This window comes from Dokdonia pacifica, from assembly GCF_900188275.1.
In the GTDB taxonomy this organism is placed as follows: Bacteria; Bacteroidota; Bacteroidia; order Flavobacteriales; family Flavobacteriaceae; genus Dokdonia; species Dokdonia pacifica.
In genome coordinates, this window is record NZ_FZNY01000001.1 from 654,583 (window position 1) to 676,707 (window position 22,125).

Genomic DNA, 22,125 nt, shown 5'->3' on the forward strand with positions numbered 1-22,125 from the left:
GTTAACGATTCACTAATCAATTAGTCTTTTTTGTAAGAATTCATCAATTGTTTTGTTGAGGCATCATGTTTGGAAGTATTTACGTCTTGAAAATCACTAAGTATCTGTTTTGCAAGTTGTTTACCTAACTCCACACCCCATTGGTCATAACTATAGATATTCCAAATGACTCCTTGCACAAAAATCTTATGTTCATACATACCAATTAATGCCCCTAAAGTCTTCGGAGAAAGGGTATCTATGAGATACGTTGTTGTAGGTTTATTTCCTTCAAAAACTTTGAAAGGTGTGAGTTGTTCTATACGCTTTCGCGAAAGCGTACTTCCCTCAAATTCTGATAGTACTTGAGCTTCTGTTTTCCCATTCATTAAGGCCTCTGTTTGCGCAAAGAAATTGGCCATTAATTTATCGTGATGGTCTGTATTGCCATGAAGGCTTTTCTTAAAACCAATAAAATCAGCAGGGATTAATTTTGTTCCTTGGTGAATTAACTGAAAAAATGCGTGTTGGGAATTGGTTCCTGGTTCTCCCCAAATAATATTTCCAGTTTCATAAGTCACTCTATTTCCGTTACGATCTACACTTTTTCCATTACTTTCCATAATAGCTTGTTGCAGATATGCTGGCAATCTATGTAAATACTGTGTATATGGAATTACCGCTTCGCTTTCAGCTCCAAAGAAGTTGTTATACCAAACACTTAACAATGCTGTAATCACTGGAATGTTTTCTTCAAATGGTTGCTCTTTAAAGTGAATATCCATTTCATGAGCTCCTTTAAGCAGCTGTTCAAAATGATCATATCCTACAGCGAGCGCAATAGAAAGCCCCACTGAACTCCATAATGAAAAACGACCTCCCACCCAATTCCACATTGGGAAAATATTTTGTGAAGCAATTCCAAAATTCTGAACAGCTTCCAAATTTGTAGACACTGCTACAAAATGGTTTTCTACAGCTTGTTCTCCTAATTGATCTACAAACCATTTACGTACCGTAGTTGCATTACTTAATGTCTCTTGAGTTGTAAATGTTTTAGAAACAATCACAAAGAGTGTTGTCTCTGGATCAAGATCTTTAATAGTTTCCATCACATGATCTCCATCTACATTTGAGATAAAGTGTGTAGAAAGATGATTTTTATAATATTGTAACGCTTCTACGATCATCACTGGGCCTAAGTCTGATCCTCCAATTCCAATATTTACAACATCGGTAATTGTTTTTCCAGTAGCGCCTTTATGAGCCCCATCTATAATACTTTTAGTGAATGTCTTTATAGAAGAGCGTACTTGTGCTACTTCTTCTTTTTGAAAAGCAACATCTGAAAAATCTCTCAATGCAGTGTGCATTACAGCTCGGCCTTCGGTAGCATTAATGGAATCTCCTCCAAAATAGCTTGTAATAGCTTCTGAAAGTCCTACTTCTTCGGCAAGTTCTAGCAGAAGTGTTTTGGTTTCTTCTGTGATTCTATTTTTACTATAATCTACCAGAAAATCCTGCCACTGTATGGTGAAAGTACTTGCTCTATTTGTGTCTTTAAAGAGCGACGTAAGATGCGTGTCTTTGATAGTTTCAAAATGCGATTGTAATTTATTCCACGCATTTGTTTGGGTTGGGTTAAAATTTTTCATGGGGTAGTTATTTACCGTAGCTTATAAATCTTGTTCTTGTAGTGTAGTAGAAGTGTCTATATTAGTATCACTTTCAGGAAAAGAAATTCCTTCTAGTTGCTTTTCTAAAGGTTGCATAATACTATCATATATAGGCTTGAGGTCTTCTGCTAATGGTTCTGAAGCGGGAAGATCTTCTTTAAATGGATCAACTTGTCGTCCATTTTTCCAGAAACGATAACATACGTGTGGACCTCCCGTATTTCCTGTCATTCCAATAGTACCTATTACTTCACCTTGTCTTACAAAGTCTCCAACACGTACTTTACGTTTTTGCATATGTAAGTATTGGGTTTCATAGGTTCCATTATGGCGTATTTTCACATAGTTTCCATTACCACCTCTGCGTTCTGATTTTGTCACAGTGCCATCTGCAGTAGCAAGAATAGGTGTTCCTATAGATCCTGCAAAATCTGTCCCTTTATGAGGACGCACTTTATAACCATAATATTTTATACGTCTTTTTAAATTATATCTTGAAGAGACTCTATTAAACTTAAGTGGTCCTTTCAGAAATGCACGCCTAAGGTTGTCTCCTTTTTCATCAAAATAATCAGATCCTCCCGGAAGTGAGTCATGTTCAAAGAGATAGGCATATACTGGTCTTCCTTTATGTTCAAAAACACTTGCTTTTATTCTTCCTATTCCAGCAGCTATACTATCATTTACATATCGTTCTTCATACACTACTTTAAAACGATCTCCTTCTTGAAGTTTAAAAAAGTCTATCGTCCACGCATAAATATCTGCCATTTTATAGGCTACTAGAACATTGGTGTCTAATTCATCAAATGTAGATGAGAGATTACTATTAATTATACCAGAAATTTCCCTTTCTACTATAGTAACTGGATGTGATTTTTCTGCTGCAATAATTTCATCTTGAAAATCTATCACTACATAATCTTCTTTATTTTTTTCATAAATAAAGACTTGCGCAGTCTCTGTAGTATCTTTTGATTTTAATAAGACATATGGCTTTCCTAAGTCTATTTTACGGGTATCAAAAACTTCCTTAATAGTATCTGAAATTTGCTGGATCGTACCATAATCTACATGAGATTCAAAGAGTATTTTCCCAAAGCTATCTCCAGATTTTACAGTATCTCGCTCTACTATAAAGTCATCAAGCGTATATCCATAGGCTTGAAGTGGTGGTTTTTCAACAGTTTTTACTTCAGGAGCTGGTTCGGGCTTTTGTTCTTTATCACCACAAGCAACAATGCTTATAGCTAATAGTAGTACCGTAAGTATTCTTCTTAAATTCACAGGTTTTAGTGTCTATTCTTTATACATCTTGTCCCCAATTTGCTAATTCTTCGGTTGTCCAAACATCTGGAAAGAATATTCTACGCTGATATTTAGGGTGCATATATTTTGTCCATTCGCTTCCTCCTGTTGCTTCTACTACTTCTTTTCCATTATTTAAATAATGATTTGCTGTGTGGTAGTGCGACATTACCCATGTTACATTTACTGTATAATCATAATGACGCATTGCTTTTCGCAAGGCAGGATCATTTTGATCTGCTTCTGGGAGGGATTTGAATTTAGCGTACAAATTTATAGTATTATATTCTTTTGTGAATGCTATAAATTCATTTTTATATTTTTCTTCAAAAGCGTATAGTAAATAACTCTTTTTTCCAGTTTGGTAATTCTTTCCAGCAGCTTGCCAATATAGATGTTCTAAAGCATGCTCATAAGGGGTGTTTCTATCTATGGTTTCGCGAAAGCGGGCATCTATTAAATTAATCAAATCTGTACTTGCAAACTCTATCTTTCTATACTGTGCGCTTTGAAATCCACTTGCGGGAGTTAATGTCTTTCTAAACTTCATGTATTGCTCTAGATCCATACCGTCTTTCATAATACTAAAAGAAGAGGTAAGTATATCAAAATAACGACTTATACGATTTAAGCGTGAGGCAAAAAATGTAGCTGTAAGGTTTTTATGGTGCGCCACTTGTTCTATTTCCCAAAGCACCATTTTAAATAAAATCTCTGTGAGCTGATGGTACATAATAAATACGTTCTCATCTGGGAAATTTGTGCGGGGTAATTGAAGGTTTAATAAGGCGTCTGTATGAATATAATCCCAATAGGTAATGGGTTTGCTTTGTAATAATCCTTCCAGATGATCATCAAGATCTTGATCTATTTTTTCATACTTATCATCAAGGGCGTCTATAATACGCTCAATATCTGGTTCGATTTTTTTCTTCATAGAGTTGGTTAATTATCTACTACAATCCTAAAGGAATGCTTGAGTCCTTTAAATGCTTCTAAATCTGCTTTAAGAGATCCTACAGCTAAACTGGCTTTAATTCGAATAGGAACTTTATTTTCATCATCGCTTACCCAAACAGTAAGACTTTCTTGTTCTTTAAACACACGCCCCGACTGTACTAAAGGTCTAAATTTAAGACATCTTATTTTACCAAACTCTGTATTCATAACTTCTCTTCCAATAAAACGGAGTTTGAAAGGGTAATTTTCTTGATCAAAAAACATAGTTAGTGTAGTCTCATCACCTTCTTTAAGGTTTGTAGTATCCAAATGGTTACGCAAATAATAAAATGCCGACACCATATCTTGTACACCAATAGCTGTATCTATCGTATCACGCGTATTGTGTTTTCTATTAAATACATGTGCTTTATGGTTTTGTTGATCAAAATCAATGACTTTATCTTTTGTATGTCCTCCCTCGTTGATTTTACGAATAAACTGATAAGGTAGATCTGTTTTTTTATCTATATAGCTCTCGTAATAATCTTCTACCTTAAAGAACCATCTAGACACACCGCTAGTCTCTCCATAACCTTTTACGTGATATACAGGAATGTCATTATACTTTGAGTCTTCTACTGTAAGGGTTGCATATCCCGCAGTAATTAATCCATAATGTACTCGAAACTTAAACCACTCTCCTTCTTGATAGGCTGATTCTGTCTCTTGGGATTTTCCAATAGTAGTAACTAATAGCAAAACTCCTATTAAAAGCAATTGTCTTATATGTTTTACCGATGTTCTCATGCTTGGTAAGATTTGGTTATTTAGTAGGAGTATTTACAATAGTTATTCCAAAAATACTATAATAAAAAACTTCGCCCTATAAAGGACGAAGTTTTTGTCCAAATATTGTGTTAAGTACTTTATAAAGTTATTATTGAATCCTCTGCGATTATACCATTAAAATTAAATCTAAGCTAAAATAATACACGCCGAGCTACATAAGCATTAAAATAATTAATGGGCTTACTTTATATATTAGGTAAAAAGATGCATCACACAAAATGGGGTTGAAAAAACACCTAGAGTAACTGAAAATCTCAAATAAATTTCATGCAATTCAGAAAGGAAAAACAATCATTCAGAAAAAAAAGTTATATCTAAGGTATACGAGTTGTAAATTTAACAAAAATCTATTCTTGAGTTTATGAAACAACTAGCTATTATAATATTTTTTCTCTCTGTAACATCTATTGCACAAGAAAAAAGTTTGGATAGTATAGGTCAAGCTTTACAAAAACACCAAGACAGGGATACCACTCGCGTAAGTCTACTGATTGATTATACAAAATATCATCAAGTACGAAACATAGACAGTATGCTCCCTTTAGTAAACGAAGCTATTGCTATTTCTGATGAATTAGGGTATAAAAAAGGTGCAGGGTATTCTCGTAATACACTGGCGACTTATTTTCTAATGAAGGGAGAAATAGAAAACGCCCTAACAAAAGCTCTTGAAGCAAATACGATCCTTCAAAAAATAAATGATGTAAATAATCTTACTTTTAATAATAATCTTCTTGCTCGCATATATTCAAGAGACGGTCGACCAGAAAAGGCACTAGCAATGCACTTAAATAATATCCAACTCATAAAAAACAAACCTGCTAGTGATCAAAAAGGTGGTTTTTATTATTATACAGCACAAGCATATGAGATTTTAGATAGTCTTGATCAGGCACAAATGATGTATCAAGAGGCATACAAAATAAGCGAGAAAGCAAACTTCTCTCTAGGCAAAGTGCTATCATCTGCAGCGTTAGGGAATCTTTACAATAAGCGCAATGAATTTGCTAAAGCCATCCCTCCGCTTACAGAAGCACTTGCTTTCCATAGAGTACACAAACAATCTTACTCTGTCGCAAATACTCAATTTGCCCTTGCCCATAGTTATGCAAATATTGGAGAGCACGCAGAAGCCTTAAAACGCAATGAGGAAGCCATAACTATATACAAGAATCAAGATAGAAAAGTAGACCTTCGTAACGCTTACCGAAATCACATAAGTTATCATGCTGCAGTACATAATCTCAAGGGTGAAAATGAAGCTCTGAAAAATTACCATCGCATCAATGACTCTATTTTCTCTACAGAAAAGGTTCAGGTAATCGAAGAATTACAAACCAAATATGAAACAGAAAAAATAACAGCACAAAAAGATGCCGCCGAAGCTCAAGTTGCGCTTGCCAAAGCTGAAGTCGATCGTAATCGTACATTTTTCATAGGAGCTCTTATTGCGATATTACTTCTTTTAGTGACTGCTATACTTTATTACGGGAGACTTAAAGCAAAGAAAAAAGCGGAACTCATTACCTTGGAACTACGCGAAACACAAAAACGTCTTGCTTTAGAAAAACAATATCGTAACAGTGAACTCAAAGCTCTCAAAGCTCAAATGAATCCACATTTTATTTTTAATGCACTCAATTCTATACAAGAATATATTATCCTAAACGAAAAAAACCTAGCGAGTGATTATTTAGGCAAATTTGCAGATCTTATGCGTACATATCTAGATCATAGCGATGCTGGTTTTATTACAGTACAAGAAGAAATAGAAAGTCTACATATGTACCTTGACCTCGAAGCATTGCGATTTGAAGACACTTTGACCTACAAGATAAATGTAGATAAAAACATACAGCCAGATACTATAAAACTCCCTACCATGCTTATACAGCCCTATGTAGAAAATGCGTTAAAACACGGATTGCTTCACAAAGATGGAGAACGCATACTTCAAATTTCTTTCACACAGTCTAAAAAGGAAATTATATCCTGCACCATACAAGATAACGGGATAGGTAGGAAAGCTTCAGCGATTATGAAAGAACAACAAGGAGTCATGCATCAATCATTTGCTACACAAGCAAATGAAAACAGATTGCAACTCTTAAATTATAAAGAGAATAAAAAAATAGGTGTAGAAATTATAGATCTATATGATCAATTAGGTAATGTGCAAGGCACAAAAGTAACACTAGACATACCTCTTTTAAAACCGTAATACATGAAAGCAATAGTTATAGATGATGAGAAACGGGCTCGTAACCTTCTACACATACTTATTACAGAAAACTGCCCTAAAATAAAGGAAATATATGAAGCTTCTAATCTATTGGACGGTATAGATATTATTAAAAAAGAAGAACCTAATATTGTTTTTTTAGATATCGAAATGCCAAAACATTCTGGGTTAGAGATTCTCAATTTTATTGATAAAGACATCTTAAATTTTGAAATCATATTTACAACTGCATACAGTGAATATGCTATAAAAGCTTTTCAACTAGCAGCTATAGATTACTTATTAAAACCAATACGTCCCAATCAGGTTAAAGAAGCTGTAAACAAAGCAATTAAAGTAATTGGAAAGTCAGAAATTCATCTAAAATTAGAGGCACTCAAAGAAAGTTTTACCAAAAAATCATTTGAAAAAATTGCACTCCCTGTAGCAAATAGCATCAAATTTATGCCTTTTGACGCTATTATCATGTTACAAGCAGATGGCATGTATACAAAAGTATATACACGAGATGAAGGCACGATATTGATTACAAAACCTTTAAAACACTACGTAGATCTATTCAAAAATAATCATCTCTTTTATAAACCGCATCGCTCATATCTCATTAATTTATCGTGTATTAAAGAATATGTTAAAAGCGATGGTGGTTACATTATCATGGATAATGAAGAGATCGTTTCGATTTCCAGAGATAAAAAAGAAGAGTTCCTTACGTTAGTGACAAATCTCTAATAAACATAGTACACGCTATCATATTTTTTTGATACATACGGGACTGTTTATAAATACGCTTTCGCGAAAGCGTATAACACAACCCAACCATTAAAGTAGTATCACATAAAAAACGTTGTTTAGAAGTAAATTAGGTGATTCAGAAACTTCTTCAATATCCAGGCAAGTTCTCCAAGTATTTTCGTGGTCAGAAAAACCAAAATCATTCTTTTAATTATGAAGACCATTAAATTCCTTTCTATCCTTTGCTTTGCTTTTATAACAATGCTTAGCTGCGAGCAAGACGATTTCATAGAACACGAAGAAACCCTTATTACAGCAAACAGTACCACAACAACCAATGCTGTCATTATAGGAAATCGTAATAGACTTAAACAAAGACCAAGACGTAATTACAAAAGTGTCATTGTAGTAGACGATCCAACAAACTCTGTTACAAATGCGGTGGTACAATACACACCTATAGACGGAGAAAATCCATTTCCAGAGCCTTTTGAAATGGAAGTATCTAGCATACGTAAAAGCATCCGTAAAATGCAAAAAACACAATCCATGCTTAACGACGATCATTTGTTTCCAGTTGGAAAACCTTTTCAACAAACAGCCACTTTATATAATGAACTTGGAGAGCCCGTTGGAGATCAAAGTGAGACTTGGGTAACGGCACAAGATAATGACGGAACCGATGTAAATCACATTGAAAGTCTTTACCTATCACCAAGCAGTGTATCAATCCCAATACGTTTACGAACAGATCAACCAGAAGGCATTACCGTATTTGCTCGTGTTGAGTTGTACGGTAGAATTCTCATTAAAGGAGAACCTTTAGAAATGGAAATGACTGTCTATGATGAAACCGATGGGAATATAGGACTCACAGGAACTGCTATAGCACAGTTAGAAGAACTTACAGGAGGAAGTGATATTGTACCTGGCGATGAGTTGCAAATCTCTGTCACTACAAAAGATGCAAGTGGCCAAACCATTGATGAAGATTATTTTATTACTCCAGTAACACTTTCACCTAATTCAAATACCATACGAAACTCAGCGTCATTTGTTTTTGGAGAAACCATGTATGTAGAAACACGAGTAACTGCTGAAACTGGTTCTAATATCGACAAATTAACTACTGTTATCATACCATTAGAAGGACAAGACTTTGAACCTTTTGAACTGGAATTATTTCCTGTTTCAGAAAATGAAAATACCATTAAGTTTAGATCTGTTGGTTATGAAAACCCAACATTTGTAAGTGCTGTAGGAGCCACACAAAATGTAATACATCAAATAACCATTACAGACACTGATGGAAACATTACAGAAGGGACCGTACAAAGTGCCGTTACACTACTTGAAGGAATTACTCACAATCCTAAACATATTATAAAACCTAATGGCACAACGCGTATTCGTATGAGGCTAAAGAATCCTATTGCGCAAGATGTAGCGTATGCTACAATGATGATTCCTTCTGGTATTGTTGAAGGAGAAGTTGATATTATCACCCTAGAAGCCATTAGTACTACTGACGGCGATATACATCGTATAGATGGTGATTTTGTATACGACTATATAAGCAATAATCCTGACGGTACGGACTATACAACTCAGGTCACTACATACAACTCGGCAAATGAACCTATAGGAATAGAAGATGTGACTTTTACAATAGAAGATAGACAAGCGCCATATGAATTTACTCAAACAGTGATTACTAAAAATAGTACAGGTGTTATTCGTATTAAAGGTCAAGTCGAAGCAAAGCCTGCTTCCGGAGCACCAATTAATAGTTCTGGCCCAATAAATAACCGTATTGTCATACCAGAAGGAAATCTAGATGGTACTGCTTTAGAAATGACCCTAGCATTGCAACCTGATGCAAACAACCCAGATCTTTATAATTTTGATGGAATCTATGGAGATGTCAATACAGATGTATTCAATACGCAATATGAAACCGAAGTGACACTACTGAACGAATTAGATGAAATCCTAGGTAGCACAAATGTAGTTTTTGATGTTGAAGAAGAAGAAATCATAGAAATCACACAAGCCTCTTTAACTCAAAACAATGACGAGGAGAGCTTCACTTTTTCAATAGAAATACCAGAAAGCAGCACTGAATTTATAGAACAAGTAAATGTCTTTCTTACCCCGCAAGACGGCGGAAGCGATGCAGATCCCGAGGATTTTACTTTAGAGTATGTAGACAACACTTTTGACGGCAAGTTATACCTCAATAATTTTGTAACCTTTGCCGATCCTGATAGCGTTATAGACATGTTATATTCTGCTGAAGTTACCGTGGGGATTTCTGATGGAAACGGCGGTTATATCCCTTTATTACTAATATATGCTCTAACTGGAGAAGAATAACCAACATATACATTAAAAACGTGTTGGGGGACACGTTTTTTAAAAGAAGGCTTACCTATAATGAGGTAAGTCTTTTTTATTTAAATCAAATACATTCAGATACTTTTTTGATTATACGCTTTCGCGAAATCGAGCTTGCGAGACCTGCCTGCCTGAAGGCAGGTTCACAACCAGAGGGAGAGTGAAACGGTAAAGCGCACAAAAAACAAATACCATATCATCAAAAAGATACGCTTTAGAAATAAATACGGTTACTCAGAAAGTCTCCATCTAATTTTTATCCATTAGAAAATACTTTAGCCTCAAGAAAACAAAACCATAGTACAATGAAAACAATTAATTTTTTAATCATACTCTTATCATTTAGTATAACAGTAACGGCTCAACAATCTTTTTTTGAAACTATAGATGCACATGGACCAGAGGCTAGATATCAAGTGTATGGTGATTTGTATAAAAATGACAAAGGAGAACCAGCAGCACAAGAGGTAACAACTTATAAAAACAAAATTGAAAAACACCAATACCAAGGGCTTCCTTCTGGAATCACTATTTCTAAAGTTTTGGATGATGGCAAAACTGCATTGACAAATAACTACAATGGTATCAGTATAAGCGCCATCAAGTATGTAGGATTTCCAAACACTTCAATCCTACACCATACAGGATACAATAGAGGATACGTTGCATTCGATAATTATGTCTTCTTACTTCATGGTATATCTAAAGATCAAACCAGTTTTAGTGAAATACGATCTATCATGATTTTAGACGGAAGCGCATCAAAAACAGGAAAAAAGAAAAAGAAAGGAAAATTCTGGAAGCAACTTAAAGAAGCTGCACTTAATGAAAGACCAAGTGGTGAAGGTAGCAGTCCAGAGTATAAAGAATTAATGGCAAAAGATCCTGAAAAATTGGTAAGAGAGTATCTAAAGAAAATGAAAGCAAAACAGGATGCATACGTAATGACTTCTCAAGATGAAAAAAATCTTGAAATACTATATAACGGTGCAAAAGCAGACGATGCGTATGCTAAAAAGAAAAATGATGAGTATTGGGCAAGTGAAGAAGGGCAAGCTATCTTAAAAAACAGAGCGACTATAGACAAAATGGAAGCAGAGCACTTACGTACATGCAGACTTGCTGTTTGTGATAATAGTGCACATAACTAATCGTAATTACATCAGAAAACTATTTGATTTAGAAATAGTAATAATTATGTCATCGCTTCAGACATCTATAAATAGAAGCATATTATCTCACTAAAACAAAAGCGGCTACTTTCTCAAGTAGCCGCTTTATTAGTATTTATAAAGTATACGTTTTTCACGTAAGTGAAGTTTATAATAAGCTAGTCGACGTACGACCGCAAAATTATAAAGTCCCCCTCTGTTCTTGTTCGCGTTCTATAGATTCAAAAAGGGCTTTAAAATTCCCTGCTCCAAAGCCTTTAGCTCCCATACGCTGAATTATTTCAAAAAACAAGGTTGGTCTATCTTCTAATGGTTTTGTAAAAATCTGAAGTAAATATCCATCTTCATCGGCATCTACAAGAATAGAGAGTTCTTGAAGTTTTTCAATATCTTCTTTCATTACCTTCATATGCTCTCCCAATCGCTGTGGGATATCATCATAATAGGTTTGTGGTGGCGGTGGTAAAAACTCAATACCACGCGCTTTTAATTGTGCTACTGTTTTAATAATATCATCAGTTGCCATCGCTAAGTGTTGTACACCAGCTCCTTCATAAAAATCAAGATATTCTTCTATTTGTGATTTTTTAGCAGCTTTGGCAGGTTCATTAATTGGAAATTTAATACGCCCATTACCATTACTCATTACTTTACTCATTAATGCTGAGTATTCTGTATGAATTTGCTTGTCGTCAAATGATAAGAAGTTTACAAATCCCATAACTTCTTCATACCATTTTACCCAAGTATTCATTTGTCCCCATCCCACATTACCTACCATGTGATCTATATATTTCAATCCTGTAGGTGCAGGATTATAGTCTGACTTCCATTCTCTAAATCCTGGCAGGAAAGTACCTTTGTAATTCTTACGCTCTACAAACATATGTACTGTCTCACCATAGGTATAAATACCAGCTCTTACTGTTTCACCATGTTCATCGGTTTCAACGGTAGGTTCCATATAAGACTTAGCACCTCTCTTGGTTGTTTCTTCATATGATTTGCGAGCATCATCTACCCATAAAGCAACTACTTTTACACCGTCTCCATGTTTTACAATATGATCATTAATAGGCGACTTACTATTAAGAGGTGTTGTTAAAACAATTTTGATCTTATCCTGTTTTAGCACATAACTCACTTCATCTCTAGATCCTGTCTCTAAGCCTTTATAAGCAAAAGATTGAAATCCAAAAGCTGTTTTATAAAAATGGGCTGCTTGTTTTGCATTCCCCACATAAAATTCAACATAGTCTGTACCTAATAAGGGTAAGAAATCTTGCGCTCCTTCAAATATTTTTTCCAGTCCGTAATTTACGGGTTGTATATCCTTACTCATTCTATTTCGTTTTCTATGGTTTCTATTTCTTTTATTTCTTTACTATTCGTCGAATCTATCATCAACGTATCTTTTTCTATAATTCCTATTTCTTCTATTTCATACTCAACATCATTATTAATATATAAGGTATCTAAACCTTCCTCATCATAATCATAGGTTGTTTCATTTATATCAAAAGGAGTTCCTTCATCTATAGCATCATATATATTATAAAAAAGTGTTCCAAATAATATTAAAAACACAATGAGCATACATACAACCAATCCATTAAATACTACAGAAATGATATTAAGTATTTTCCCCACCGAAACATTGCTTCTAGTAGCATCTGAATATTTTTCTGGGTTTTCTTTATATATTTTTAAACTCTTATTAGCGGTTACAATTCCAACTATAGAAACTACTAAAGGAACGACAGCTGTAATTCCAGAGGCAACACAACATCCGCCTACACCCACTACAATACCTATGATTCCTAATACTAATGCTAGTGGATCTGCCGGTAATTTATTTTCTGACATGTATGTTTATTTTATACGCTTTCGTACTTCGACTAACTCAGTATGAACTTCACTTGCGTGAAAGCGTATACTTATTTTTTACAATTAATTTAGTGATCTAACCACGATTTGTGATAACCCTCATCCGCAATTCCCATGGCTGCTTCACAAACTTTTAAAGGCTTGAAGGTATCTACCATGACCGCCAATTCTTCGGTGCCTTCTTTTCCTATACTCTTCTCTACCGTACCTGGGTGTGGACCATGAGGAATTCCCGCAGGATGCAGTGATATATGACCAGCTTCTACATCTGATCGACTCATAAAATCTCCATCTACATAGTACAATACCTCATCACTATCTATATTACTATGGTTATAGGGTGCAGGAATACTGTCTGGATGATAATCATATTTACGAGGCACAAAACTACACACAACAAAGGCATCGGTTTCAAAAGTTTGATGTACAGGAGGCGGTTGATGAATTCTTCCTGTAATAGGTTCAAAATCATGAATGCTAAATGCATATGGATAGTTATATCCATCATATCCTACCACATCAAAAGGATGAGATGCATATACCATTTCAAAAACATCATCTTGTTTCTTTACTTTGATTAGGAAATCTCCTTTTTCATCATTAGTTTCTAACTCATATGGCTGACGTAAATCACGCTCACAAAATGGAGAGTGTTCTAACAATTGTCCAAACCAGTTACGATAACGTTTTGGCGTATAGATAGGCCTGCGAGATTCTACAATAAAAAGCCTATTATCTTCTGTGTCAAAGTCTATTTTATAAATCACGCCTCGCGGAATTAATAAATAGTCTCCATACTTAAAATCTAAATTTCCTAGGTGTGTTCGTAATTTCCCAGAACCTTTGTGTATAAAAATTAACTCATCGGCATCTGTATTTTTATAAAAATAGTCCTGAGTCCTTTGCTTGGGTGCAGCTAAAATAATTGTACAATCACTATTGGTAAGTACGGGTTTACGGCTTTCCAAATAATCTTGTTCTGGAGCGATTTGAAACCCTCTAAAACGATAGGATTTTATACTATTTTCCAGAGCGATTTTAGGCGCTACAGAATATTGCTTACGAATTTCTTTGACCTGTGTAGGTCGTTGCATGTGATAACTATTGGTACTCATTCCATCAAAACCAATGGTTCCAAATAATTGTTCTGAGTACAACTCTCCGTTGGGTTTACGGAACTGTGTATGACGTTTAGGAGGAATCTCTCCTAGTCTATGATAAAAAGGCATGGTACTGTAAAATTTAGATTGCTTTAAAGTTACTTAAAATCAGGCAATCAAAGGCTATTCTGGATTTCTCTTAATGAGAAATTTCAGTAATAAAGGTAAGTATGTCCAACTTTTACTTGACATCGAGGTAAAGATACGAGTTTTTTATACGTCTTCGACAGTACATTTATACGCTTTACCGCTGCGCTCTCCTTTTCAGTCGTGAATCTCGTAAACTTTGCTTTCGCGAAAGCGTATAAAGCAAGATTATTTTTCTAAAACTCAAACCGTAATTGCACATCAATTTCCTTTTCTTCAGGTTCGGTCTTTGTTTTTTTCTTATCTTCTGTATTCAAATTAGAAAGCGAAATCCCCAATAACCGAACACTGTCTTTCATTTTATCCTGATACAATAACTCTTTGGCAGTTTCTAGAATAATATCTTTAGAGCGTATATAATAATCAAGTGTTCTACTTCGTGTCTGAAGAGTAAAATCAGAATATTTAATTTTAAGAGTGATTGTCTTACCTGCTACTTTACTTTTAGATAATCTCTTTTCTACTTCGGAAGCAATATGATCCAAACGTTCTATCATAAATACTTCTGAGGTAATATTTTCAGAAAATGTACGCTCTGCAGCAAGTGATTTACGAATTCGGTTAGGTTTTACCTGACTGTATTGAATGCCTCTTACAATATCATAATAATAGGCACCACTTTTACCAAAATGCTGTTCCAGATATTCCTTAGACTTCTTTTTCATATCTAGCCCCGTAAAAATGCCTTTTTGATACATCTTTTCAGCAGTGACTTTTCCAATACCATAAAACTTTCGAATATCCAGTGTTTCTAAAAAAGCAACTACTTCTTCAGGAGGAATGGTTTTTTGACCATTAGGTTTATTAATATCACTGGCAACTTTAGCAACAAATTTATTAATACTTATTCCTGCTGAAGCATTCAATCCTGTTTTCTCTTTGATTTTTTGGCGTATCCAAGTAGCGATTACCGTAGCACTAGGCATCCCGACTTTATTCTCCGTTACATCCAGGTACGCTTCGTCTAGAGATAGTGGTTCTACAAGGTCTGTATACTCATGAAAGATTTCTCGTATTTGTTTAGAAACCTCATTATATCTAGCAAAATCAGAGCGCACAAAAATAAGCTCTGGACACAACTTACGAGCCAATACTCCACTCATTGCACTGCGTACTCCAAATTTACGCGCCTCATAACTTGCCGCACTTACCACACCTCGATCACCTCCTCCACCTACTGCAATAGCTTTCCCTCGCAAACTAGGGTCATCTAGCTGCGCTACAGAGGCATAAAATGCGTCCATATCTACATGAATAATTTTGCGTATTGGGAGCGAGGTTTCCATCATTTGCAAGGTACGGATTAGCCTAGAAGTTATCAATAGATATTGTACATTTGAGATATGCCAAAAACAGCCATCATATTAGGAGCAACAGGACTTACAGGAGGCCTCTTAACAGAACTCCTTATCAATGATGCTAACTATTCAAAAATCAAACTCTTTACTCGAAGACCTACTGGGTTTTCTGACCCAAAGATCGAAGAGATTCAATGTGATTTACTCCATCTTGAGGCTTCAAAAAAAGACTTTACTGGCGATGTGATTTTTTGCTGTATTGGCACTACAAAAGCTAAAACACCTGATAGAGATTTATATTATAAGATTGATTATGGGATACCAATGGTAGCAGCTCAACTAGCAAAAGAAAATAATATCGATGCATTTATGGTAATTTCTTCTGTTGGCACCTCAGATAAAAGTCCTTTTTTCTACGTACGCACCAAAGGCCAGATGGAACGGGATATTTTAAAACTAGGAATCCCAAATACCTATATCATGAAACCGGCTTTTATTAATGGACGGCCGGATGAAGATAGAAAAGGGGAAAAAGGCCTTAAATTCTTAATGAAAGTTACCGACTTTTTTATGATTGGCCCGCTTAAAAAATATAGATCTACGCAAGCATTACAAATTGCAAAAGCCATGGCATATCTAGGAATACATCACCATAAAGAGGCCAATATTAGCAATGCCCAAATCAAAATAGTAAGTCATCAATATGAATCTTAATCAAATAACTATTCCCGCTGTAGATGTAGAAGTATCTGTAGCCTTTTATAAAAAACTAGGCTTAAAAATAATTGTACATGTACCAGCGCAATATGCACGTTTTGAATGCCCAGATGGAGATAGTACATTTTCTATTCATAAAGTAGATACATTACAAACTGGTGATGGCGTGATGGTTTATTTTGAAATTGAAAACCTAGATCAAAAGGTTGAAGAGTTTCAAAATTTGAATCTCCATGGAGACACGACTATTTTTGACCTTCTCCCCACTGATCAACCATGGTTATGGAGAGAAGCCAGACTAAAAGACCCAGATGGCAATCAACTTATACTATATTATGCGGGTGATAACAGAAAAAATCCGCCATGGAGAATAGAGGAAGATAAGGTTGAAACTATAGAAGATTCTCACCTTCGCGGGAATGAAAGTAACTCTTTAGAAATCGAACGTAAATTTTTAGTTACTTCAGATGCTTTTAAAAAAGAAGCACATACGCAAACACGGATCAAACAAGGATACCTCAGTACCGATCCTGAACGTACGGTGCGCGTTCGTATTAAAGGAGAGAAAGGGTTTTTGACCATAAAAGGCAAATCAAATGAAACAGGTACCACGCGTGTGGAGGTGGAGGAAGAGATTGCTTTCGCGAAAGCGGAAACACTCCTCAAATTATGTCTATCTGGAATTATAGACAAAACTCGATATGAGGTCACTATAGGTCATCACACATGGGAAGTAGATGAATTTTATGGAGATAGTACGGGATTGCTACTCGCTGAAATAGAACTCTCCAATGAAAACGAATCTTTTACAAAACCCACATGGATTGGAAAAGAAGTGACTGCTGATAAAAAATATTACAATTCTTATATTAGTATGCATCCATTCAATACTTGGAATAAAAAATAACTAACAAAACATCTTTTATTATGAAATCGCTTATCCCATTTTGTTGTCTATTATTTATGTGTATTTCTTGTGTTCAAAACACACCAGAGAAAGAAGAAGTAATTATTGAAAAAGAGATGGTTGAGAAAAAGGTTTCTGTAGCTTCTCAAATAGCAAAATTAAAAGCAGATGGTTTTCAAATTTTTGATTATGTAGATGATGCCACTGGAGATACCGTAATCATGCAACAGTATTATATGGCTTTCCTAAAGAAGGGTCCTAATCGCGATCAATCGGAAGAAGAAGCTGCCAAACTACAAGAAGCACATCAAGCGCATTTAGGGCGTATGTATGAATTAGGATATGCAGATATTTCAGGACCTTTTGGAGATGATGGAGACTTAAGAGGTATGACAGTATATAATGTTCCTACCCTTAAAATGGCAGATAGTCTAGCAAATCTAGACCCAATGATGAAAGCTGGAAGGCTTATGGTTGAGATCAAACCTTGGTGGGCTGGAAAAGGATATCCGTTGCGGTAAAAATAGATTTTATGTTAATTGAACAGTACCTTAATCATATTTATACTTTTCATCTAATTCTTTAAATTCCTTTACGGCATTTCTTCCTAATTCTGTGAATATTTTCAAAAAAACCTCATAGTCAGAAGCTTTAAAAATATCCAAAGGTAAGTCACCATAATATTCATCAAGATTCACTAACTTATTTTCAAGTGGTAGTATTGGAAATTCATATTTATAATTTTCCATTTCAAGTAAGAATGACATGGGAAAAAAACCTTGGACATGACTTAATTCATTTAGAATATTCCTAACAGAATAATACTTACTTCTATCATCTTTATTCAAATCATCAAACCATTCTACTATATTATAATCTTTACCAACAGAGTGAGAAATATTCATAGTTTTATAGAAATACTTAGAATACCAACTTTCAAAAAATTCATTTTGAAAACTTTGCCAACTTAATAATTTTATATTTGTCAAATTAGCAGATTCAATTGAGCCAGATTGAAAATCACTTGTAGTTATAATTATACCAATATTTGCCCCTAAATCATTTGTAACTGTCCTAAATCCGTGTATAATATTTTGAGGAATGTTAGATTTCCAGTGTTTACATTCACAAATTATAGAGTATTTTCTTCCTTTTACATTCTCCTCTGCATAAACATCTATTTCTACTTTCCCTCTTACTGATTTTAAAATTTTCTCAACCTCTACTTGGAATCCACATTTTTCAAGAATATCTCCAACTTTATTTTGTAAATCTCTCCAAGTTTCTGGTAATGAATTAGTAATCATTTCTCTGTATTAAATTTTATCTTCTAACTACACCTCCTTAAGCAAACGCCTATCAAATATAATAGGTAACTCATCTATGATTTTAACTTTAGAAAAGTCTCGATGTTTAGGATTGAGCAATACATTGTGGTCTATAGGATTAATCGCAGAAGGTACCTTAAGACATAAAAATTCCGATTGCATTACAAACTGATCTCCTATATCTAATACAGAAGGATGTTCAGGTCTATGCATCCAATCTACTGGTAAATCATCTAATGTAATTTGACCTACACCTACTTTATCAGGAAATTCTAATACTGTAATTTTTAAATCTTTTGGAAATACATATGGAGGAATGTGGACTAGTTTTTCTAACATAGCTAATGAACTATTCCCTGCGGTATAGAGCACAGAAGTTCCTTTGCGGTTCCATCTCCCTCCATAGAGACGTGCGCCTTCTCCAGATAAATCTTGAGCATATTTTCCTTTTGCAATTCTATATACCCGCATGCTACACTACAATCCCATGAGCCATTCTGTCCAGTAGTATCTCTACAGATGCTATCCCATATTTTGTATCTAGCATAGACAGCGGTGTTTGATTTTCAAATGCGTAGTTAGGAATATTTAACCATTTCCTAAATCCATCTTTACTTTCAAAAAACTCCCATCCTTTTTCAAATAATATAGAAACCTCAAGAATACGTTCTGTTTGAGGTGTAGATAATCTTTTTTTATCTTTATGTATACGCTCTAATGTACGTTCAGATATATGAAGTAATTGTGCAAGCTCTTGTTTTGAAAAATCAAATGCCTCTACGGCAAGTAAGAATTTTGGATACGACAATCCTTCCCTAGAAATATGAACTAATCGTAATGTAGAACGATCACTCAATGGATCGTCACGCATCACTACTGCTGGTTCTGAAACCTCAGAAACTTCAATATCACTACCAGAAACTAAGTTTTGAACAAGGTTTCTAGAGGTGTTATATACCATATCATCACTCATGACATTCTAAATTTTACACAAAGATATGAATTTTGTCGTAAATATTACGACATTTTTACAAATTTAAGATTTTGATACTTTTACTTGCTGTTGTAATTGGTTACCATCTGCATCTACTACTGTAATTGTATAATCTCCTTCTTTAGGCAAAACAGCAAGTTCATGAAAGGTTTCTGTATCTCCTATAAATGTATCATTAAGATACCAAAATACTTTTGTGTCTGGATTGCGATGCGCCAGTCTAAGAACTAAATCATTACGTTTACCGTCAAAATCTTTAGGTAAAAGAATATCTTCATTATTCTTAGGATAAATAAAAGACATAGGTTGCTCTCCTAAAATATCACAGTCAGGATGTAATGGAGGCAGTTCTTTATAATCAGGATGCTTATTTGCATAATAATAAGCTATTGCTGGAGAGACTACAAATCGCACCTCAGATTTCATTTGATCTAACTCATAGCAATCTGAATTCACACGATAATCTCCAGAAGTTGTTACATAAACTTGTTTGTGATAAGAACATGCTTCACTATGTATTCCCGCTTCTGGAACTAACATCTTTTTTGTATCTACACAATAAATACTAGCAGCCGCGCCCGTTTTTGAACAAACATTCACCTCTGTAAGCGCATCATAAGGTTTAGCAAACCAACTCCCTTCATTAGGCAATTCACGCAATACATCAAAAAACAAAGGAGCAGCAGCTTGAATTCCCGTTATACCTGGTCTTCCTTCCCCATCAGCATTTCCTACCCAAACTCCAATCGCGTATTGAGGTGTAACACCTACAGCCCATGCATCTTTAAAACCATAACTCGTTCCTGTCTTCCAAGCAATAGGTTGCGCATCTTCATAAAACTGCCAGTTTTCTTCTCCCCTAGGTCTATTAACTTCTCGTAAGGTTTCTAAGGTATTATAAATCGCTCCCGCATCATATATAGGAGCATCCGAAACAAGCTCTGAAGATGTACTAATATCCTGTAACGCATAAGAGTATCCTTGAAAAGCATCGTTGGTATACTCACTTGAAGATTTCGTATATGTATTTAATGTATGCGCAAGACCTGCATACGTTTTTGTGACTTCCCACAAACTACTTTCCGCCCCTCCTAAAATAAGAGATAGTCCATAGTAATTTGCCGATTTATCAATGTGCTTGATCCCCATCTCTTGGATATCGCCATAAAATTTATCTAGCCCATATTTCTGTAACATACGTACTGCTGGTACATTAAGAGATCTTGCCAAAGCATTACTTGCTGGCACCACTCCTTGAAACTCCTTATCAAAATTCTGCGGCTGATATCCATTAATATAGGTGGGAATATCAATCACCAAAGTTTCAGGTAAAATCGTTCCTGCATCTAGCATTCCAGTGTACAATAAAGGTTTTAATACACTACCCGTACTTCTAGGACGCTCTACAATGTCTACATCTTTATGATGCTTTCCTGTTGTAGGTGCATTCCCTACATACCCAATTACTTCTTTTGTATTAACATCCATCACAACAATAGCAAGGTTATAAATTTCGTTTTGTTGTAATTGTAAATGATGCTCCTTCGCCACACGATTCAACTGTAATTGTACATCGCTTTGAATTGTAGTTTTAATACGTTTTCCTTTATGCTCTTTACGTATACGCTCTGTAAGATGTAGTGCTATTTGAGGTAATGGATATGGTTTTCCTGGCAAATCTTCCAGAATAGAAAGCGCATACGTAGGTTCGTCAATAATTCCATTTTCCCATAACTTTTTTAAAAGCTGATTCCGCTTTCGCGAAAGCGTACTCTCATTCTTGCCCGGTCGCACCATTGCAGGATGATTAGGTAAGACAGCTAATGCTGCACTTTGTCCCCAACTTAATTGATTTGCAGGCAACCCATAATAACGCCAAGAAGCTGTTTCCAATCCAACTACATTTCCGCCAAAAGGAGCATATGTCGCATACAAATTAAGAATCTCTTTTTTAGAATGTCGCGTTTCTAAACGTGTCGCTTTTACGAGTTCTATCAGTTTTTCTGCATAGGTACGTTTTGTGTTTTTTCTAGAAAGCCGAATCACTTGTTGTGTAATCGTACTACCTCCACGTCGCTTATCGGTCATGATGTTACCATACAATGCTTTCCCCATTGCCACGGGATTAAACCCAGGGTGTTTATAGAAATATTCATCTTCAAAATGCAATACGCACTGCTCAAAACGATAAGGCACACTATCTAATGCTGGGAAACGCCACTGCCCATCATCAGCAATGCGAGCTCCCAATAATTCTCCCTTATGACTTTCAACCACAGTAGATGTAGCTTCTTTAAACAATGTGGCTGGTAAACAAAACAACCAATACACAAATACCAGCAAAAAAACCGAAAGCTTGATTTTATGCTTTTTCATTGTATTTATGA

At 35.1% G+C, this 22,125-nt stretch carries 19 protein-coding genes; 7 read left to right on the forward strand and 12 right to left on the reverse strand.

Annotated elements, in window-relative coordinates; all coding sequences use genetic code 11:
* Nucleotides 1-20: 20 nt before the first annotated feature.
* From pgi to CHB80_RS02965, 4 genes are read right to left on the reverse strand one after another with little or no spacing between them, the layout of a single operon-like run.
* Nucleotides 21-1,634: a glucose-6-phosphate isomerase gene (gene pgi / locus CHB80_RS02950; protein WP_089369931.1), complete on the reverse strand. Its 1,614-nt coding sequence runs from the start codon at nt 1,632-1,634 to the stop codon at nt 21-23.
* Between the two features lie 21 nt (nt 1,635-1,655).
* Entirely contained in the window at nt 1,656-2,942 is a 1,287-nt protein-coding gene (locus CHB80_RS02955) for a M23 family metallopeptidase (protein WP_089369932.1), read from the reverse strand.
* Nucleotides 2,943-2,961: 19 nt separating this feature from the next.
* On the reverse strand, nt 2,962-3,900 hold the full coding sequence (locus CHB80_RS02960; RefSeq protein ID WP_089369933.1) for a tryptophan 2,3-dioxygenase family protein: 939 nt from the start codon (nt 3,898-3,900) through the stop codon (nt 2,962-2,964).
* 8 nt (nt 3,901-3,908) lie between these two features.
* A complete protein-coding gene (locus CHB80_RS02965) occupies nt 3,909-4,712 on the reverse strand; it encodes a DUF3108 domain-containing protein (protein WP_089369934.1) in 804 nt (267 codons plus the stop codon).
* Nucleotides 4,713-5,115: 403 nt separating this feature from the next.
* Between CHB80_RS02965 and CHB80_RS02970 the strand changes: the two genes are divergently transcribed.
* The 4 genes from CHB80_RS02970 (at nt 5,116) to CHB80_RS02985 (ending at nt 11,279) form a co-directional block, all read left to right on the forward strand.
* A complete protein-coding gene (locus CHB80_RS02970) occupies nt 5,116-6,975 on the forward strand; it encodes a tetratricopeptide repeat-containing sensor histidine kinase (RefSeq protein WP_089369935.1) in 1,860 nt (619 codons plus the stop codon).
* A 3-nt stretch (nt 6,976-6,978) separates the two neighbouring features.
* On the forward strand, nt 6,979-7,728 hold the full coding sequence (locus tag CHB80_RS02975; protein WP_089369936.1) for a LytR/AlgR family response regulator transcription factor: 750 nt from the start codon (nt 6,979-6,981) through the stop codon (nt 7,726-7,728).
* Between the two features lie 216 nt (nt 7,729-7,944).
* Nucleotides 7,945-10,107 carry a hypothetical protein gene (locus CHB80_RS02980; protein WP_089369937.1) on the forward strand — a complete coding sequence of 721 codons (2,163 nt, stop codon included), beginning with the start codon at nt 7,945-7,947 and terminating at the stop codon, nt 10,105-10,107.
* Between the two features lie 326 nt (nt 10,108-10,433).
* Nucleotides 10,434-11,279 carry a hypothetical protein gene (locus CHB80_RS02985; RefSeq protein WP_089369938.1) on the forward strand — a complete coding sequence of 282 codons (846 nt, stop codon included), beginning with the start codon at nt 10,434-10,436 and terminating at the stop codon, nt 11,277-11,279.
* A 202-nt stretch (nt 11,280-11,481) separates the two neighbouring features.
* Here CHB80_RS02985 and hppD read toward each other — a convergent pair whose 3' ends face one another.
* From hppD to dinB, 4 genes are all read right to left on the reverse strand, one after another.
* Entirely contained in the window at nt 11,482-12,642 is a 1,161-nt protein-coding gene (hppD, locus tag CHB80_RS02990; RefSeq protein ID WP_089369939.1) for a 4-hydroxyphenylpyruvate dioxygenase, read from the reverse strand.
* Nucleotides 12,639-13,166, reverse strand: a complete 528-nt coding sequence (locus tag CHB80_RS02995; RefSeq protein WP_089369940.1) for a CCC motif membrane protein — start codon at nt 13,164-13,166, stop codon at nt 12,639-12,641. Before CHB80_RS02995 ends, hppD begins: the two co-directional genes overlap by 4 nt.
* An 89-nt stretch (nt 13,167-13,255) precedes the next feature.
* Nucleotides 13,256-14,416: a homogentisate 1,2-dioxygenase gene (locus CHB80_RS03000; protein ID WP_089369941.1), complete on the reverse strand. Its 1,161-nt coding sequence runs from the start codon at nt 14,414-14,416 to the stop codon at nt 13,256-13,258.
* Nucleotides 14,417-14,670: 254 nt separating this feature from the next.
* On the reverse strand, nt 14,671-15,780 hold the full coding sequence (dinB, locus tag CHB80_RS03005; RefSeq protein WP_089369942.1) for a DNA polymerase IV: 1,110 nt from the start codon (nt 15,778-15,780) through the stop codon (nt 14,671-14,673).
* Between the two features lie 57 nt (nt 15,781-15,837).
* Between dinB and CHB80_RS03010 the strand changes: the two genes are divergently transcribed.
* The 3 genes from CHB80_RS03010 to CHB80_RS03025 are packed head-to-tail and all read left to right on the forward strand — an operon-like array spanning nt 15,838 to nt 17,937.
* Complete coding sequence (locus CHB80_RS03010) at nt 15,838-16,506, forward strand: NAD(P)H-binding protein (RefSeq protein WP_089369943.1); 669 nt, start codon at nt 15,838-15,840, stop codon at nt 16,504-16,506.
* The gene (locus CHB80_RS25090) at nt 16,496-17,416 is read left to right on the forward strand and encodes a CYTH domain-containing protein (RefSeq protein ID WP_308489396.1); all 921 of its coding nucleotides are present in this window, start codon (nt 16,496-16,498) and stop codon (nt 17,414-17,416) included. Before CHB80_RS03010 ends, CHB80_RS25090 begins: the two co-directional genes overlap by 11 nt.
* Before the next feature lie 20 nt (nt 17,417-17,436).
* Nucleotides 17,437-17,937 carry a YciI family protein gene (locus CHB80_RS03025; protein WP_089369944.1) on the forward strand — a complete coding sequence of 167 codons (501 nt, stop codon included), beginning with the start codon at nt 17,437-17,439 and terminating at the stop codon, nt 17,935-17,937.
* A gap of 30 nt (nt 17,938-17,967) precedes the next feature.
* Here the strand turns inward: CHB80_RS03025 and CHB80_RS03030 are convergent, their stop codons facing one another.
* The 4 genes from CHB80_RS03030 to pbpC form a co-directional block, all read right to left on the reverse strand.
* The gene (locus CHB80_RS03030; RefSeq protein WP_089369945.1) at nt 17,968-18,723 is read right to left on the reverse strand and encodes a restriction endonuclease; all 756 of its coding nucleotides are present in this window, start codon (nt 18,721-18,723) and stop codon (nt 17,968-17,970) included.
* A 27-nt stretch (nt 18,724-18,750) separates the two neighbouring features.
* Nucleotides 18,751-19,215, reverse strand: coding sequence for an RES family NAD+ phosphorylase (locus tag CHB80_RS03035; RefSeq protein WP_089369946.1), 465 nt, complete (start codon nt 19,213-19,215; stop codon nt 18,751-18,753).
* A gap of 1 nt (nt 19,216) precedes the next feature.
* Nucleotides 19,217-19,717 carry a type II RES/Xre toxin-antitoxin system antitoxin gene (gene parS, locus CHB80_RS03040; protein ID WP_089369947.1) on the reverse strand — a complete coding sequence of 167 codons (501 nt, stop codon included), beginning with the start codon at nt 19,715-19,717 and terminating at the stop codon, nt 19,217-19,219.
* A gap of 63 nt (nt 19,718-19,780) precedes the next feature.
* The gene (gene pbpC, locus CHB80_RS03045) at nt 19,781-22,114 is read right to left on the reverse strand and encodes a penicillin-binding protein 1C (protein WP_089369948.1); all 2,334 of its coding nucleotides are present in this window, start codon (nt 22,112-22,114) and stop codon (nt 19,781-19,783) included.
* Between the last annotated feature and the right edge of the window lie 11 nt (nt 22,115-22,125).

Bases quoted from the DNA above. Each gene is read 5' to 3' on its own strand.
- pgi (WP_089369931.1), bottom strand. From the start codon at position 1,634: ATGAAAAATTTTAACCCAACCCAAACAAATGCGTGGAATAAATTACAA.
- CHB80_RS02960 (WP_089369933.1), bottom strand. From the start codon at position 3,900: ATGAAGAAAAAAATCGAACCAGATATTGAGCGTATTATAGACGCCCTT.
- CHB80_RS02965 (WP_089369934.1), bottom strand. From the start codon at position 4,712: ATGAGAACATCGGTAAAACATATAAGACAATTGCTTTTAATAGGAGTT.
- CHB80_RS02970 (WP_089369935.1), top strand. From the start codon at position 5,116: ATGAAACAACTAGCTATTATAATATTTTTTCTCTCTGTAACATCTATT.
- CHB80_RS02975 (WP_089369936.1), top strand. From the start codon at position 6,979: ATGAAAGCAATAGTTATAGATGATGAGAAACGGGCTCGTAACCTTCTA.
- CHB80_RS02980 (WP_089369937.1), top strand. From the start codon at position 7,945: ATGAAGACCATTAAATTCCTTTCTATCCTTTGCTTTGCTTTTATAACA.
- CHB80_RS02985 (WP_089369938.1), top strand. From the start codon at position 10,434: ATGAAAACAATTAATTTTTTAATCATACTCTTATCATTTAGTATAACA.
- hppD (WP_089369939.1), bottom strand. From the start codon at position 12,642: ATGAGTAAGGATATACAACCCGTAAATTACGGACTGGAAAAAATATTT.
- CHB80_RS02995 (WP_089369940.1), bottom strand. From the start codon at position 13,166: ATGTCAGAAAATAAATTACCGGCAGATCCACTAGCATTAGTATTAGGA.
- CHB80_RS03000 (WP_089369941.1), bottom strand. From the start codon at position 14,416: ATGCCTTTTTATCATAGACTAGGAGAGATTCCTCCTAAACGTCATACA.
- dinB (WP_089369942.1), bottom strand. From the start codon at position 15,780: ATGGAAACCTCGCTCCCAATACGCAAAATTATTCATGTAGATATGGAC.
- CHB80_RS03010 (WP_089369943.1), top strand. From the start codon at position 15,838: ATGCCAAAAACAGCCATCATATTAGGAGCAACAGGACTTACAGGAGGC.
- CHB80_RS25090 (WP_308489396.1), top strand. From the start codon at position 16,496: ATGAATCTTAATCAAATAACTATTCCCGCTGTAGATGTAGAAGTATCT.
- CHB80_RS03025 (WP_089369944.1), top strand. From the start codon at position 17,437: ATGAAATCGCTTATCCCATTTTGTTGTCTATTATTTATGTGTATTTCT.
- CHB80_RS03030 (WP_089369945.1), bottom strand. From the start codon at position 18,723: ATGATTACTAATTCATTACCAGAAACTTGGAGAGATTTACAAAATAAA.
- CHB80_RS03035 (WP_089369946.1), bottom strand. From the start codon at position 19,215: ATGCGGGTATATAGAATTGCAAAAGGAAAATATGCTCAAGATTTATCT.
- parS (WP_089369947.1), bottom strand. From the start codon at position 19,717: ATGAGTGATGATATGGTATATAACACCTCTAGAAACCTTGTTCAAAAC.
- pbpC (WP_089369948.1), bottom strand. From the start codon at position 22,114: ATGAAAAAGCATAAAATCAAGCTTTCGGTTTTTTTGCTGGTATTTGTG.